This is a genomic window from Bradyrhizobium sp. CCBAU 51745, from assembly GCF_028128715.1.
GTDB classification, from domain to species: Bacteria; Pseudomonadota; Alphaproteobacteria; order Rhizobiales; family Xanthobacteraceae; genus Bradyrhizobium; species Bradyrhizobium manausense.
This window is the reverse complement of the sequence record NZ_LBJP01000077.1, coordinates 15884-30188: the sequence shown is the minus strand read 5'-3', so window position 1 is coordinate 30188 and position 14305 is coordinate 15884. Positions and strand designations below refer to the sequence as shown.

The 14305-nt window shown below is 63.9% G+C and carries 16 protein-coding genes; 6 read left to right on the top strand and 10 right to left on the bottom strand.

Going from position 1 to position 14305, the window contains the following annotated elements:
• A complete protein-coding gene (locus XH98_RS20095; protein ID WP_271619668.1) occupies positions 1-564 on the bottom strand; it encodes a DUF2975 domain-containing protein in 564 nt (187 codons plus the stop codon).
• A 172-nt stretch (positions 565-736) separates the two neighbouring features.
• Here XH98_RS20095 and XH98_RS20090 point away from each other — a divergent pair, with 172 nt between their 5' ends.
• Both XH98_RS20090 and XH98_RS20085 read left to right on the top strand, forming a co-directional pair.
• The gene (locus XH98_RS20090) at positions 737-1282 is read left to right on the top strand and encodes a response regulator (protein WP_057745877.1); all 546 of its coding nucleotides are present in this window, start codon (positions 737-739) and stop codon (positions 1280-1282) included.
• Between the two features lie 30 nt (positions 1283-1312).
• On the top strand, positions 1313-1891 hold the full coding sequence (locus XH98_RS20085; RefSeq protein ID WP_057745881.1) for an Hpt domain-containing protein: 579 nt from the start codon (positions 1313-1315) through the stop codon (positions 1889-1891).
• 132 nt (positions 1892-2023) lie between these two features.
• On the opposite strand, the gene XH98_RS20080 is transcribed toward XH98_RS20085, so the two are convergent.
• From XH98_RS20080 to folE, 4 genes are all read right to left on the bottom strand, one after another.
• Entirely contained in the window at positions 2024-3199 is a 1176-nt protein-coding gene (locus XH98_RS20080) for a DUF2336 domain-containing protein (RefSeq protein WP_271619667.1), read from the bottom strand.
• Between the two features lie 156 nt (positions 3200-3355).
• Positions 3356-4363 carry a lytic transglycosylase domain-containing protein gene (locus tag XH98_RS20075; protein WP_271619666.1) on the bottom strand — a complete coding sequence of 336 codons (1008 nt, stop codon included), beginning with the start codon at positions 4361-4363 and terminating at the stop codon, positions 3356-3358.
• 218 nt (positions 4364-4581) lie between these two features.
• On the bottom strand, positions 4582-5004 hold the full coding sequence (hisI, locus tag XH98_RS20070; RefSeq protein ID WP_271619665.1) for a phosphoribosyl-AMP cyclohydrolase: 423 nt from the start codon (positions 5002-5004) through the stop codon (positions 4582-4584).
• A 27-nt stretch (positions 5005-5031) separates the two neighbouring features.
• The gene (folE, locus tag XH98_RS20065; RefSeq protein ID WP_271619664.1) at positions 5032-5724 is read right to left on the bottom strand and encodes a GTP cyclohydrolase I FolE; all 693 of its coding nucleotides are present in this window, start codon (positions 5722-5724) and stop codon (positions 5032-5034) included.
• 241 nt (positions 5725-5965) lie between these two features.
• Between folE and XH98_RS20060 the strand changes: the two genes are divergently transcribed.
• Entirely contained in the window at positions 5966-6421 is a 456-nt protein-coding gene (locus XH98_RS20060) for an iron-sulfur cluster assembly scaffold protein (protein ID WP_271619663.1), read from the top strand.
• Positions 6422-6432: 11 nt separating this feature from the next.
• Here the strand turns inward: XH98_RS20060 and XH98_RS20055 are convergent, their stop codons facing one another.
• Positions 6433-7329: a hypothetical protein gene (locus XH98_RS20055; RefSeq protein ID WP_271619662.1), complete on the bottom strand. Its 897-nt coding sequence runs from the start codon at positions 7327-7329 to the stop codon at positions 6433-6435.
• A gap of 230 nt (positions 7330-7559) precedes the next feature.
• Between XH98_RS20055 and yidD the strand changes: the two genes are divergently transcribed.
• Together yidD and XH98_RS20045 are read left to right on the top strand one after the other, a co-directional pair.
• Positions 7560-7898 (top strand): membrane protein insertion efficiency factor YidD, encoded by a 339-nt coding sequence (gene yidD / locus XH98_RS20050; protein ID WP_271599238.1) that lies wholly within the window; start codon positions 7560-7562, stop codon positions 7896-7898.
• Between the two features lie 91 nt (positions 7899-7989).
• On the top strand, positions 7990-8202 hold the full coding sequence (locus XH98_RS20045; RefSeq protein ID WP_271619661.1) for a hypothetical protein: 213 nt from the start codon (positions 7990-7992) through the stop codon (positions 8200-8202).
• Here XH98_RS20045 and XH98_RS20040 read toward each other — a convergent pair whose 3' ends face one another.
• Together XH98_RS20040 and XH98_RS20035 are read right to left on the bottom strand one after the other, a co-directional pair.
• Positions 8203-9402, bottom strand: coding sequence for a hypothetical protein (locus XH98_RS20040; protein WP_271619660.1), 1200 nt, complete (start codon positions 9400-9402; stop codon positions 8203-8205).
• 14 nt (positions 9403-9416) lie between these two features.
• Entirely contained in the window at positions 9417-10781 is a 1365-nt protein-coding gene (locus XH98_RS20035) for an APC family permease (RefSeq protein ID WP_271599235.1), read from the bottom strand.
• Between the two features lie 371 nt (positions 10782-11152).
• On the opposite strand from XH98_RS20035, the gene XH98_RS20030 reads away from it, so the two are divergent.
• Positions 11153-12457 carry an alpha/beta hydrolase gene (locus tag XH98_RS20030; RefSeq protein WP_271619659.1) on the top strand — a complete coding sequence of 435 codons (1305 nt, stop codon included), beginning with the start codon at positions 11153-11155 and terminating at the stop codon, positions 12455-12457.
• Positions 12458-12480: 23 nt separating this feature from the next.
• Here XH98_RS20030 and XH98_RS20025 read toward each other — a convergent pair whose 3' ends face one another.
• Together XH98_RS20025 and XH98_RS20020 are read right to left on the bottom strand one after the other, a co-directional pair.
• Positions 12481-12876, bottom strand: coding sequence for a hypothetical protein (locus tag XH98_RS20025; protein ID WP_057744261.1), 396 nt, complete (start codon positions 12874-12876; stop codon positions 12481-12483).
• 90 nt (positions 12877-12966) lie between these two features.
• Entirely contained in the window at positions 12967-14139 is a 1173-nt protein-coding gene (locus XH98_RS20020) for an MFS transporter (protein ID WP_271619658.1), read from the bottom strand.
• Between the last annotated feature and the right edge of the window lie 166 nt (positions 14140-14305).

The window sequence follows — 14305 nt, the reverse complement described above, 5'->3', positions numbered from 1 at the left end:
TCAGATGATCTCGCTGTTCTCGTGCCAGAGGCGGACGGCATCGGCCATCACCGTCGCGAAGGCGATGAGCGCAAGGCCGCTCAGTATCGACAGCACATGCGACTGCTCGATGCCGAACATCACCACGATCTGGCCGGGCTGGTTGGCCCGCGTCAGGTTGATGGTGGTGAGCATCTGCACCAGCGGCGAGATCAGCGCATTGACGATCAGCGCGAGACCCATCCGGCGAATGCGCCCGGCATTGTCGGTCGCGAAGACCTCGCCCCGCGCAAAACGCGAGAACAGCATCGAGAGTTGAAGCAATGCGTAGAGTACCGGCGCAAGTCCGATCAGGCTGATCAGCGCGCCGGCGAAGCGCGTATCGAGATTGAGCGTGAACGGCCGCGCGCCGAGCGGAGACTGGGTTGCGATCCAGTGTCGGAGCACCTCGTCGCTCGACCACAGCAGCGGCACCGCCAGCACCGCCCCCGCGGCACAGAGCAGTGCGCCGATGGCCACGACGCGTCCAATGCGCCGCAATCGCGGTTCGGCCGGCACGGGATAAGGAAACGCGATCACGCTCATTGGACTGGGCTCCCGTTCGATTCAGTATTTTTATTGTTTTGCGATAAAAAATGGCGGAATTACGATATCCACAAGTCCCCCTCTTCAAAGGCTCATCGAACACAGCCGCAACCCTTCATTAACTCCCGGCGCGATATGGTTAACGAAGATTGACCGCTTCAGCTCGGGCGCCATGTTCCGCATCGATTTCAACAAGCTGCGCTTCCTCGTCTGCGACGACAATCCCCATATGCGCCGCATCCTGCGGACGCTGCTGCATTCATTCGGCGCCCGCGAGGTCTATGAGGCCGAGGACGGCGCCACTGCGCTGGAAATGTACAGCCACTACGTGCCCGACATCGTCATCACCGACTGGGCGATGCCGATCTTCGACGGGCTCGAGCTGGCACAGATGATCCGGCAGCCGGAATCCAAGGGCAATCCCTACGCACCGATCATCATGCTGACGGGGCATTCCGAGAAGCGCCGCGTCACGGTCGCGCGCGATGCCGGCGTCACCGAATTCCTCGCCAAGCCGATATCGGCCAAGGGCCTCTACCAGCGCATCCTCAACGTCGTCGCCAGCCCCCGGCCCTTCATCAAGACCAAGACCTATTTCGGCCCCGACCGGCGCCGCAACACCAATTCCGCCTATATGGGTCCGGAGCGCCGTGTCGGCGAAAAGCACGAGGTGCTCCAGCAGCCCTCACTGCTCGACAAGGCCCGCTCCACCATCTAGCGCAACGTCTCATCAGGCGAGGCAGGCATCATGGCGAAGAACAGCGCAAAGGACATCGAGGTCAAGGCCTTTGCCACGCATCACGTGATCACGCAGCCCAATCCGCTGCGCAAAGTCCTGCGTCGGGTCGAGGAAAAGGACATGGATGATCCGATCGGCCGCGCCGAGCAGGCGCTGGCCGGTTTATCCGGCGAGTTCAAGAGCTGGATGACGACCGAGGTCAACCGTCTCTCGACCGCCTACGTCGCAATTCGTAACGACGGCTTCAGCAAGGAACGACGCGACGAACTGTTCCACGCCGCGCATGACATCAAGGGCGACGCGGCGACGTTCGGTTTTCCGGCCGCGGCGGGAGTTGCCGAGAGCCTGTGCCGCATCATCGAGCATGCCCCGGACCTCGAGAAGGTTCCGGCCGAGCTGTTCACGCACCATATCAACGCCATCCTCGCCATCGTGCACGAGAACACCAGGCTCGACAGCATCAGCGTCTCCGCCGAACTCAGCCGCCGTCTGCGCAAGGTCGCCGACGACTATCTCACAGACGTCAACCGCGACCGCCCCGAGCATCTCGAGGTGATCCTGGCGCCGAGCATCGTGCCGGTGGAGTAGTACGCTCTCATCATTGCGAAGATTGTAGTACCGTAGGGTGGGCAAAGCGAAGCGTGCCCACCAAAACTTGATTGTACCGATAAAAAGGGTGGGCACGGCGCCATGCGCCTTTGCCCACCCTACGGCGTCTCGTTACGCCGCGATCAGATCGTCATACATCGGATCAATCGCGTCCTCTGCGACCAGCTCGTCACAGAACAGCCTTGCCTCTTCGCGCGCTGATTCGGTGGCGAAGCGGCGCAGCAGGACCATCAGCGGCTCGGTGGCGCCGCGGTCGCTCTCGCAATGGGTGAGCACGCGCTCGACCATGCGCCGGCGCAAGCGCGCCGCGGTGTCGTCGGTATCGACATAGCCCTGCTCGTGGCAGGCATCGAGCGCGACCTGAAATGCGGCGAAGGTTGCTTCCGGCAACCCGGCACGACGGAGCAGCGCATGCAGGCTGTTGCCGCCGCGATCGTGCAGCAGAGCCGAGACCCGCGCCAGCGGCAGGTCGGCGAGCTCGGCCAGCGCTGCATCAAACAGGTCGAGATTGCTCGACAGCAGCGCGCGCAGGATCAGGCCCGCGGTGAGCTGGCCGGTGACGCGCAGGTGCTTCACCAGGCCCTGCATGTCATCGCCGCGCGAGCGCGCCGCGATGTTGATGGTGGAGCGGTCACGGGCCTCGATCGTCATGCGCTCGGCGCGATCGGCGCTCAGCCAGTTGCGCGCGACGACGAACTGGGCCAGCGTATCGGAGAGTTTTGCCACCAGCGCGGCGCGCGTTGCGGCCGGAATATCATCCAGCACCAGCATCGCCTCGCGAATCGCGGCGAGATGGCCGTGGCGCTCGACGATGCGCGTCCAGGAGAACGGGGCGAGCTCGGCATGGGGATTTTCGATCAGCTCGAGGGCCGCAGCCGCGCAGCCGACCTCGGCGATGGCGGCGCAGACCGAGACCGGCAGGTTGATACGGCGGGCGACCGCGCACTGCACCTCGTCATTGCCGGTCGCGACGATGTCGACGAGATCGGCATCGATCAGCAGCGGCGAATGTTCGAGCACGGGGAGCGCCACGGTCGGCTGGTCCGCTGACAATGCCCGCACGATCGATGCCGGAGCGTCCGTGCTGCGCGCAAAAGCCTCGGCCATCGCCTGCCGCACCAGCGGCGAAGGATCGTCGAGCAGCATCAAAAGCGCGCCTTCAGCGGCGACGCGGTCGTCATGGGAAAGATCTGAGATGAGCCAGGCCCGGGCCAACGCCCGCGTTGCCTCCGCCCGCTCACCGGCGGGCGCGGTCCTGATCCAATTGATGAACTGCCGAACAATCATGTTGCTTCCGGCTTACGCAACGGAAAACGAAGCGGTGACTGGATGTCACCTGCAACACAAAATAAACCACGACGCTTAACAAAGCGTTCACCATAACTCGCTGGTTTTATTGATGATTTGTTAAGGGCTGAAAGTCGCCGAGCGGGCGCGGCCGCGCTAGCTGGAGTATGCGCCGCTGCGATCGCTGAAGAGATCGAGCGGTTGCGGCGGGCGCACGTCCGGTGTTGCCGAGGCGACTGACGTGAGCGAGGCGTTGTTGCCCCACAATTTCTGCACCGTCGTCGAGACCGGCTGCGTCGCATCGCCGGGCTGATAGATCGAGCGGAAAGCCGGCGTGACCGGCGTGTTGTCGGCGACGCTGGCTGCCGATGTTGCGCTCACCGGTGTCATGCCGCGCGCCTCCGGAAAGGTCTGGAGATAGGCGGCGCTGTTGACCATCGGCTGCACGCCATTGGCGGCGGCGACCTGCGTGGTCGAGGGCGTGTCGCCATACATCGCCATCGCGCTGCGCGTCGATTTCGCGTTCGAAGCGCTGGCGTAGCGCGCATTCAGCACCGAATAGACTTCAGAGACGCTGCGCGCGCGGCCGTCCCTGGCGTAAAAGATCGAGCGGTTGGCGGATGCCGCATTGGGAAACAGCCGCGCACCGACCGCTTGCGGATTGTCTTCGGCATTGGCGATCAGTTTCGCCGCGCCGCCGACACCCATGAAATGCGCCATGTAGAGCTCGCTGTCGGATGGCCTGCGGCCGAGCAGACCGGTGAGCTTGAAGCTGTTGGACTGCGTCAGCGCCGCCGCCATGCTGGATGCGGCCTCTGGATCGTCACGCAGCTTCATGATCGAGCGCTTCATGAAGGGATCGTCGACGGTGTAGCTGCCCGACGAAGTCTTGGTAATGGCATCGGCATAGTTGCCATAGCCGAGCTGGGGACCCGCCTCCTTCACCGTGCCGAGCCAGGTCTGATCGATGAACTGATAGAGGCCGTGGGCGGATGACGTGGTGGCGCCGGCCGATGGATCGAAATCCGATTCCATCTTGGCGGTGGTCAGCATGTATTCGAAGCTGACGCCGGTCTGGTTCGAGCCCTGCTTGATCGCACCAGCGACGCGCTTCAAGCCGTCGCTCGCGGCTATCTGCGTGGCACTGGAATTGTCGACCGACATGATGTAGCGCCCGCCCCGCGCGGCGTTTGAGCGGCGCCGGCAATTCGGACGCCTGATCGTCCCACCGTGGGACATGTATGGTTAATGCGGGGTTAATTCCGGGACCGCCGTCATTCCGGGGCATCGCACAGCGATGAGCCCTGAATCCATCGAATCGCGGGTGATGCCGTACAATGGATTCCGGGCCCGCGCTTCGCGCGCCCCGGAATGACGGGGGCCTATTTCTTGTAGACCGCGTTCGGATCGAACAGCCTGTCCGCATCGACGAACACCAGCTTTGCGCCCCCGCCTTCGGCCTCGATCTTGCGATAGAAGCACGACCTTCGGCCGGTGTGGCAGGCCGCGCCGATCTGCTCGACGCGAATCCAGACCGCGTCCTGGTCGCAATCGGTGCGGATCTCGACCACGCGCTGGGTCTGACCCGAGGTCTCACCTTTTCGCCACAAGGCATTGCGCGAACGGCTGAAGTACCAGGCTTCACCGGTGCCAATGGTCTTGCGCAACGCCTCCTCATTCATATGCGCGACCATCAGGACGTCGCCGGTGGCGACGTCCGTCGCCACGCAGGTCACGAGGCCATTCGCATCGAACTTGGGAAGGAAAGCCAGGCCTTCCTCGATCTCATGGGAGTGAGCTGACACGACAAATCTCGCCAGTTGTTCGCGAGGTCAGCGCGTCATGCCTCGCACCATGGACAGGAACCGGGCCTGCTCCGCAGGATTGTCGCGGAACATGCCGGTGTAGCGGCTGGTGAAGGTCGAGGCGCCATGCTTGGCGACGCCGCGCACCGACATGCAGGTATGCTCGGCCTCGATCAGGACGGCAACGCCGCGCGGTTTCAGGATCTCGTCGATCGCCGCTGCGATCTGCGCCGTCAGATGTTCCTGGGTCTGGAGCCGGCGGGCGAAGATGTCGGTCAGGCGCGCAAGCTTGGACAGTCCGACGACGCGCTCCACCGGCGTATAGGCGATGTGCGCCTTGCCGTAGAACGGCATCATGTGATGCTCGCACTGCGAGGTGAACTCGATGTCCCGCACCAGCACGAAGTCGTCATAGCCGGCGGTCTCGCCGAAGGTGCGATCGAGCACCTCGGCCGGGCACTGGTGATAACCCTGATAGAGCTCGTCGAAAGCCTCGACCACGCGGCGCGGCGTGTCGAGCAGGCCCTCACGCTCGGTGTTCTCGCCGATATAGGCGAGCAGCGTCTTCACCGCCGCTTCCGCCTCGGCACGCGCGGGGCGCGGCTGGTCGGCGCGGACAGCGGCCGCGAGGAATTCAGCGGGGTCAAGCTCGGCCGGCCGGCTCTCGAGCTGCCGGTCGGAAGGCTTGTTCGGGCGGATGGATTTGATCGTTGCGTCCATGTCTACTCCGTTCGACGGCCTTGCGGCCGGAGTGTCACCGGCAGACGGGGCGGACAAGCCGCCGGACGCCTGAAGAGAGCGGTTTTGACGAAAAAGGCCACTCGGCACAACGCCGGCTGAGCGGATATGGATCACCGCCGACGCACCGCCGGACTGTTTTTCCGCCAGTTCCGCCCCTATATAGGACCCTGGACCGCGCCAGCCAAGGCCGATCCGGCAGGTAAGTGTTGGACTCCATCACATGCTGAACGACATCTACAATAAGCGGATTATCGAGCTGGCCGGTAATATTCCGCGCCTCGGACGGTTGCCGGACCCCGATGCCACCGCGACCGCCCATTCCAAGCTGTGCGGCTCGACCGTGAAGATCGACCTCAAGATGGAGGGCGACACCGTCACCGACTTCGCGCATGACGTGAAGGCGTGCGCGCTGGGACAGGCCTCTTCATCCATCATGGCAAGTCACGTGGTCGGCTCGACTGCGAGCGAACTCCGTGAGTTACGCGAAACCGTTCGCAAGATGCTCAAGGAGAACGGCGCTCCTCCTGAAGGCAAATGGGAAGAGATTAAATTCCTCGAGCCGGTCCGCGACTACAAGGCGCGTCATGCCTCGACGCTCCTCACCTTCGATGCCGTGGTCGATGCGATCGGCCAAATCGAGGCCAAGGCGAAGCACCCGGCCCCCGTGCAAGCCTGAGACTGAGGCTCTTACTTCTGCGTCGCCGCGGCCGGCGTCGCCACGCCGCCGGTCGGGACCAGCGCTTCCGCCGTCTTGGTCGACTTGGCAGGCTCCGGTTCCTCGCCGAACCTTGCCTGCGTCTTTGGCGCAAGGTCCGCCATTGCAGGCGCAGCGACGTCCACATGCGGCAGGACGTCGGACACCAGATCGGTCGTGACGAGATTGGTCAGCTTCAGCTCAGACGCATCGAGCTCATGCAGATCTTCCCACGGCGGCACGTTCAGAGCGAGCGACAGCAGATCCCCCGCCCCGCCCATGTCGAAGGTGTATTTGGCGAGCCGGCCGATGTCGCGTTCCACGATCATCAAATCCTGCGCGCTGTAGCTTGCCGCCTTGGCGTCGTCGGCGCGATCGCCCATCCAGATCTGATGGACGCGGACATGGGCCGCATCAGGCACGTAGCGCTTCTTGCCGGCCAGCAGCAGGAACACGCACATGGATTCGCAATAGGCCTCCGAGGCGACCCTCGGACGGGCGGCCTTCCCGCCGCCGTTCTGCTGCGTGACCCCAACGGTGGTCAGGAGACCGAGATTGCGGAAGCGCCGGCCCAGCGTGATCGCGTCGTTGACAGAACCGCCGCTGGAGTCGAGCACCACTGTAGCGCCGCCGAGCTGCCGGCCGCGGGCGAAATCGTCAAAGTCCCTCGGAGTATCTGCGGTGATAATGCCGACCGCGCTGACCCAGCCGCGGCAATTGGGCTCGCAGGCAACCCAGCCAAACTTCATCGGCAGCTTGCGCTCTTCGAGCGAGGCGCCAGCGCTGGCCGGCGAGCCAAGGATCGCGATGGCCCCCGCCAACACGACGCCACAAGCGGCGGTTCCCACCAGCAACCAGCCACGAAGGTTGAACGACTTCAGAACTTTCAAACTGGTTCCTTCCCCAAGCCCCAAGGCGATTCAGGCAAGCCCCGTATCGATGTTCCCGCGAGTCTACACACGGACGTCACAAAAATGGTATCCGGGGGAATACAGATCGTCCATAGGTACTTGCTGCACTGCTCCCTGAAAGCAGGCAAAATATGGCGCGCGTACAACAGCTCGCTGTTCCCTGCGCTGGAACCGCGCATTTGTGCGCACAGGACGTCGGCACATCGCACATGAAGCACTCAGCCTGCGAGCATTGTTCCGCACCCGTTGCCCAGGCACTGCGGCTGCCGCGCAGATTCGGTCGCGCGTTGATCTGGCTCTACCGGCATACGCTGTCGCCGCTGGTCGGCTATAACTGCCGACATCTGCCGACCTGCTCCGTATACGGCGACGAAGCCATCGAGCGCTTCGGACTCTGGGCCGGTGGTTGGATGACAATCGCCCGGCTGTTGCGCTGCAATCCCTTCGGCACATCAGGCATCGACAACGTGCCTCTCGCTGCCCCGCAAAGCGCACGCTGGTATTTGCCGTGGCGCTACGGCCGCTGGCGCGGCGTCAACGCCTCGTAACCATGCTGCGGTGCTTCGCGCATCGCTGCCTTGAGCGGAACCGGAACTTCCCCCTCGCGTTGTCGTGATGCTCCCACGGGAGGAAACAACAATGCGCTGGAAAATCAGCCGTCATTTTCATTTCAGGCCTGGTCTGCATCTTAACTTCAATCCCAGGGACCACGATCCGCGTACCGTCGACATGATCGCGATCGTCGCATTGCTCGTGCTGGTCATCGGCTCCGGGTGGTATCTGGCCACAAGCCTTGCAACGCCGCCAAGCACGACGGCATTCATCGAGCCCAGCCAGAGCGTGCACTGGTAGCTAACGGAACCAGAAGAATCGTCCCGGCGGCGGGATCGGTTCGGGTGGACGCGGCCGCTTCGGGCGCAGCGGCTTCGGCGGCGGCTCGGCGAACGAGGACGTCTCCGCGGCAGGCAGCGCATCGCCCCCCGCGACCTTCACCGACAGCAGCAAATTCGACTCGTGCATGCGCCAGCGATAGCCGACGCCGAAATCGATCGGCTGCGCGCGCGTGAACAACTCGGCGTAACGGTCCTGATAGCGGCCCGGGAATTCGTTGATCGGACCGAGATAGCGGCCGAACGGGAAAAAGCGCCATTGCCGCGGATTGTAGTTGGCGAGCGGAATGCCGGAATCGTCCTGAATGATGGTCGCGCTGTTGGCAAGCAGCCAGTCGCGCGCAACGGTGAAGTTGCCGGAGTGCAGCAGATAGGACGCGCTCTTGATCAGGCTGTTGCCCGGGCCGAGCGTCTCGCAGAATTTCAGGAAGCCGGCGGCGCGTGCACCAGGATTGGAGAGATCCGTCGAGAAATAATACAGGGTGCGCGCCTCACCGTCGGAGCCCGCGAAGGTGATGCGGACGCCGCGCGTGGCGTTCGGCCCAGGATTGTCATTCCCGACGTGTACTCCGCCCTTGTCGTCCAGCGCGACCATCTCGACGTTGCGGATGGTTTTGCCGGAGCGCGCCAGGAAAACGTAGAGGATCGGCAAGGTGCCGTTGACCTGATTGGTGTGCAGGTCGACCTTCATCTGCTTGGTGATGAAGAAGGAAAAGCTCAGGATCGAACCGAGCGAGCGCTCGACATTGTACAGCGCGGCGTCGACCGAGCCGCGCGACAGCCTGGTCAAATCAGGCACCGCGCCAACAGGTTCGAGCGCGCCCAGCACATAGGTGCTGGCCTTGGAATAGAAGGCGTTGGCGTAAAGGAAATCCGGCCCACTGAACAAATAGAACATCGTCGGCCGCGGCGCGGCGAGATTGACGTCGGCCCAGCTCCGGATCTTCGATAGCTGCCGCTGCTCGAGCTGGGCGAAGGCGCCGTCGAAGAATTTTGCGTGATGCTGCCAGGAGGGGTCCCTGGTCAGCGCCATCAGCGGCGAATCCGCCGAAGGCTGCATGCCCGCGAGGAAGCGCGCGGTGTCGTCATAGGTGACCTCGGCCGCACGCACGGACGAGATGGTCGCGGCCAGCAGGGCAAGAGCGACGGCCGCAAATCTCATGGGTCGAAACATGTCTATTCGCGATTGTGTGAATTGGCTGCGGCGACCGGCCGCCTGCGGAAAACAGCATAAATCAACAGGCCCGCGAGCATGACGAGCATCCCCGACAGCGACTGCACGGGCCGCTCGGTCAGGAGGTAGTACATCATGAACGCGGTCACGAGCAGGAAAATGAGCGGCGTGAACGGGTATCCCCAGGCGCGGTAAGGCCGCGGCAAATCAGGATCGGTGATGCGCAGCTTGATGACGCCGGCCACCGTGAAGAACGAGCAGAACAAGAGCGCGAACTGGATGAAGTCGAGCACAGCCTCGAAGCTGCGCGTGAACAGCAGCAGGTTGGCGACCGCGAGCTGAAACAGGATGGCGTAGGCCGGCGCGCCTCTCACCGATCGCTTCGAGAACACGCGCAGCGCGGGAATGTCCTCCCCCATCGTCATCATCACGCGCGGGCCGATCCACATCATCGCGCTGATCGAGGAGATCAGGCCGACGCAGATCATTGCCCCGACGATCCGGCCGCCAAGCGCGCCGAAGATAGCGCTGCCGGCGACGCTTGCGACATCGAGCTGGCCCGCCAGCGCGCTGATCGGCGTCGCATAAAGGAACACCGCATTGAGCGCGACATACAGCACCAAGACGATCAGCGTACCCGCAAGCAGCGCGCGCGGAAGGCTCTGCTGCGGCGTGTTCATCTCGCCGATGATGTAGGTCGCGGCATTCCAGCCGGAGAACGAGTACATCACGAAGACGAGCCCGATCGCGAAAGGCGCGCTCACGATATGGGCGAGATCGCCAGCGTGCGGAGCAAAGGAGATCGGCTGCGGCGTACCGATGACGAAGCCGGCGATCAGGAAAGCGATGATCAGCACGACCTTGAGAATGGTCGAGATCAACTGAAAGGTCGACGAATGCCTCACGCCGGTCAGTTGCACGATCGAGACCAGCCAGACGACGCCGATGGCAAGCGGGATCGGCGGAAGATCTGACATCACCGACTTGGCGTATTCGCCAAACGCCATGGCCGCGAGCGCCACGGGCGCTGCGAAGCCGACCGTCGCCGAGACCCAGCCGGCAAGGAAACCGAAGGCCGGGTGATAGGCGCGACCGAGGAAATTGTACTCGCCGCTCGAGCGCGGAAACATCGCGCCCAGCTCGCTGTAGGAAAACACGCCGCACAGCGCGACGATGCCGCCGACCGTCCATAGCGCGAGGATGGAGAAACCCGAGGGGATATCCTTGACCTGGAAGCCGAGGCTGGTGAAGACGCCCACCCCGATCATGTCCGCAACCACGATCGCGGTTGCGACCAGAACGGAAACGCCGGAGCCGCCGGTCAGTCGCCCGCTCCAGGGCGCAGTTCCCGCATCTGATGCCGTCATCTGGTCCTTGAGCCTCAGGCGTCGAGCCTCGTTGGAGGCATCGTGCAGATTGGTTCAGTCAATTCAAGCAGGGTTAACAAGGGTTAAATGAGGCGGCCAAAATCGGTAACTAGCCACCTTCTCTCCCCGCTTTGGCCCAACAAACCCGCAGTCCGCCGCGCTGATGCGCCTGTCTCTCCCACAATCGCGACACGATTGCGTGGCAATTTTCGGTCATTCCGGAGGTGGGGAAGTTTCTCCGGACGCTTAACGTCGCCTAAACGCCAGTCGGCTCAATGGTCTTAAAGATTGCTGATGGTTCGTGACTTGGATGGGGTCATGCTTGGGGTCATGGGTGGATGGTCGGGGCCGTTCCTAAATTGAGGGCAGACATGCGCGCTGACCGGACCTGGGGGTCCGGGGCGCGCGGTCGCGCGCTTCGGATCGCCCTGAGCTCAGGCTTGGTGCCACTGTCGCTCACGCTGGTTCAATGCGGTCAGTCGCCCAATCCGACAGCGCTTGCGGCAAGCTCGCAGGCCAACGTCCAGGTCGTTGCGAAGACGAACCCGCAGGTCGCCAATCAGCGCGTCGCAAGCGGCGACACGTTCGAGGATCGCTTCCCTGCCCCGCAGTTCAAAGAGCGCTTTCCCTCGGCGAGCGAGAGTTTCCTGCAGCGGCAGATCTCGGACTTCTCACCCAAGCGCGCCGTGCAGCAGCAGCCGGAGCAGGCGCCCTACAAGGTCGCCTCGCTCGCGCCGCAGGTCCCCTTTCAGCGTCCGCCGCGCCAGGATCTGACGACCCTCGTCAGCATGAAGTCCTCGGCCTTCCCCTATTTCGGCAACAACCCTGCCTCCGACGCGCCCTTCCTCAACATCTCCAAGGGTGACCGTCGCGGCCATCGCAGCTATTCGGGCCGCGTGTTCTGGCAGGACGAGACCTACAACGACAGCCGCGTGCTGGTGCACGTCCCCGAACATTTCGACGTACGCAAGCCTGGCGTGATCGTGGTGTTCTTCCACGGCAACGGCGCGACGCTCGAGCGCGACGTGCGCGACCGCCAGCTGGTGCCGCAGCAAATCACTGATTCCGGCGCCAACGCCGTGCTGCTGGCGCCGCAGATGGCCGTCGATGCCGCCGATTCCAGCGCCGGAAAATTCTGGCAGCCCGGCGGCCTCAAACGCTTCATGGAGGAATCGGCGAGCCACCTCGCGCAGCTGACCGGCGATCCCAACAGCGCGCGCGCCTTCGCCAACATGCCGATCGTGATCGTCGGCTATAGCGGCGGCTTCCTGCCGACCGCCTGGAGCCTTGAGGTCGGCGGCATCAGCGATCGCGTCCGCGGCGTCGTGCTGCTCGATGCGGTCTATGGCGAGATGGACAAGTTCGCGTCCTGGATCGAGAGCCACCGCTCCGGCTTCTTCGTCAGCTCCTACACCCACTACACGGCACGGCGCGACCGCGAGCTGATGAGCATGCTCAAGCAAAAGGGTATCGGTGTCTCCGAGGACATGGACGGCCCCTTGCGTCCGGGCAGCGTCGTGTTCGTCGAAACCGGCGAGGGCATCACCCATCGCGACTACGTCAACCGCGCGTGGACGCAATACCCGCTCAAGGACGTACTGGTGAAGATGTCGGCAACGCCGGCGCTGGCGCTGACGCGCGTTGCGGCTGCCAGCTCATCGGCACCGAGCCGCTAGCCCGGACACGAGCGACCGGGCGCTCAGCTCTTCGGCAGCTTCGGAATGCTCTCGGCAAAGCCGTTGAAGCAGGCCAGCCGCTCGTCCTCTTCCTTGAAGAATTTGCAATCGGCGTAGCCCTTGGCCTTGGGCGGCTTCGGCTTGGGCGCGGGCGGGATGATGGCGTCGTAGCAATTGAGCCGGTCCTTTGTGCCATCATCCACGTCGAGACAGGCCTGGAGCCGCGCCGCGACCGATTGCGGCTTGCCCTTCGCTGCCGCAGCAGCGGCCGGCTTGGCAGCCGCCTCCTTGGTCCCAGCCTTGGTCCCCTTGGGCTTGACCTGCACCAGCGGCTTGTCCCCCACCATCGGTGGCTTGTCGGTTTGCGCAAGTGCGGAGGCTGAATAGAGCACCGCGGCAATCGCCAGAATCATCCTCATTTCAGTCAACTCTCTTTGGTCCCCACCTCTGGCCTTCTAGCGCCCTCCCGCGCCGTTTGCCAAGCGCCTTGCGCAAGGCAAACACAGCCATCAGACCGAGGCCACAGCGGCCGGCCGGGGCCGGCTCAGGACCACCAGGACCAGCGCCAGGACGACGAGACCGACCGCCACGAAGCCTGTGCTGTGCAGCAGGTCGCGGGCAAACAACAGCCCGCCGACGGCGGAGCCAATAGCCTGGCCGATATAGAGGACCGATGTATTGAGCGCGACGGTTGCGGGCGCAAGCGGCGGAGCGGCTGCGACCAGCCGCACCTGCTGCATCGAATTGGTCGAGGCAAAGCCCAGCCCCCAGATCGCAACCCCGGTCGCCATCAACACCGGGCTGCCCGCGCTAATCGCCCACCCCGAGATGCCCGCCAGCAACAGGCACGTGAACAGCAATGACGTCCGATAAGGGCCCCAGGTATCGACGATGCGGCTCGCCACCACGACGCCGAGGAAGCCGCACACACCGTAGATGCCGAACACGAGGCCAATCGCGTCCGGGCTTGCGTCGGTCAGCTTCTTGAGCAGCGGGCCCATGAAGGTGAACACCGCGAACTGTCCGGACATTTGCAGCATCGTGATCAAAAGCAGCAGCAGGATAGACCTGTTGCGGCCAACCTCGCTCCACGTCTTCAGGTCGACCGGCGTACCCTTCAGGCCGGCCGGCAGCCGCACCAGCAGCAACAGGAAGCTCACGCATCCGAGCGCGCCGATCGTGCCATAGGCGGCGCGCCAGCCATAGCGACTGGCGATGAAGGTGATCAGCGGCAGGCCGACGGCGGCCGCAAGCGACCAGCCGAGGAAGATATAGGCGATCGTGCTGCCACGCCGCTCCGCCGGCACGATCAGCGCCGCCGTGCCAGCGGCCTGCGGCGTGTACAGCGCGCCGACGGCGAGCATCACCAGGCGGATAGCGAGGAGGCTCGCATAGTCGGGTGCAAAGGCCGAGGCGAGATTGCCAAGGGCCAGCACCGCAAGCGTGGTCGTGAGCAGCATCCGCCGTTCGATGCGGCTGGTCAGCCACGCCGTCAGCGGCGAGCCGATGCACAGGATGATCGCACCAAAGGTGATGAGCAGCCCGGCTGCATGGATGCTGACGCCGAGCCCGGCCGACATCTCCGGCAGCATCCCCGCAGGAGCCAGCACCGAGCAGCCGGTCACGAGATTGCCAAGCATCAGGGCGGTTGCCGTAAAACGGCCGACGCGGGGAGTTTCCATGCATTTGCATGTAGAGCGGCTGGCGGCCGGTTAAAGGGCGCTGCTCGAAATAGTTGACGCGCCGCCTCCGCTTTTGCGCGCCACTTTCTTGGAAATGCCGGATTGCACAGGCCGAATCGCCTGATATATCGCTCGTTCCCGCTTACCTGCGCTCGTTCGCAGGAGT

What these genes read in the sequence shown, in the direction of transcription:
- XH98_RS20025 (WP_057744261.1), bottom strand. Translation starts at nt 12,876, where the DNA reads ATGAGGATGATTCTGGCGATTGCCGCGGTGCTCTATTCAGCCTCCGCA.
- XH98_RS20040 (WP_271619660.1), bottom strand. Translation starts at nt 9,402, where the DNA reads ATGAGATTTGCGGCCGTCGCTCTTGCCCTGCTGGCCGCGACCATCTCG.
- XH98_RS20095 (WP_271619668.1), bottom strand. Translation starts at nt 564, where the DNA reads ATGAGCGTGATCGCGTTTCCTTATCCCGTGCCGGCCGAACCGCGATTG.
- XH98_RS20045 (WP_271619661.1), top strand. Translation starts at nt 7,990, where the DNA reads ATGCGCTGGAAAATCAGCCGTCATTTTCATTTCAGGCCTGGTCTGCAT.
- XH98_RS20090 (WP_057745877.1), top strand. Translation starts at nt 737, where the DNA reads ATGTTCCGCATCGATTTCAACAAGCTGCGCTTCCTCGTCTGCGACGAC.
- XH98_RS20085 (WP_057745881.1), top strand. Translation starts at nt 1,313, where the DNA reads ATGGCGAAGAACAGCGCAAAGGACATCGAGGTCAAGGCCTTTGCCACG.
- yidD (WP_271599238.1), top strand. Translation starts at nt 7,560, where the DNA reads ATGAAGCACTCAGCCTGCGAGCATTGTTCCGCACCCGTTGCCCAGGCA.
- XH98_RS20035 (WP_271599235.1), bottom strand. Translation starts at nt 10,781, where the DNA reads ATGACGGCATCAGATGCGGGAACTGCGCCCTGGAGCGGGCGACTGACC.
- XH98_RS20080 (WP_271619667.1), bottom strand. Translation starts at nt 3,199, where the DNA reads ATGATTGTTCGGCAGTTCATCAATTGGATCAGGACCGCGCCCGCCGGT.
- XH98_RS20075 (WP_271619666.1), bottom strand. Translation starts at nt 4,363, where the DNA reads ATGTCGGTCGACAATTCCAGTGCCACGCAGATAGCCGCGAGCGACGGC.
- folE (WP_271619664.1), bottom strand. Translation starts at nt 5,724, where the DNA reads ATGGACGCAACGATCAAATCCATCCGCCCGAACAAGCCTTCCGACCGG.
- XH98_RS20060 (WP_271619663.1), top strand. Translation starts at nt 5,966, where the DNA reads ATGCTGAACGACATCTACAATAAGCGGATTATCGAGCTGGCCGGTAAT.
- XH98_RS20020 (WP_271619658.1), bottom strand. Translation starts at nt 14,139, where the DNA reads ATGGAAACTCCCCGCGTCGGCCGTTTTACGGCAACCGCCCTGATGCTT.
- XH98_RS20030 (WP_271619659.1), top strand. Translation starts at nt 11,153, where the DNA reads ATGCGCGCTGACCGGACCTGGGGGTCCGGGGCGCGCGGTCGCGCGCTT.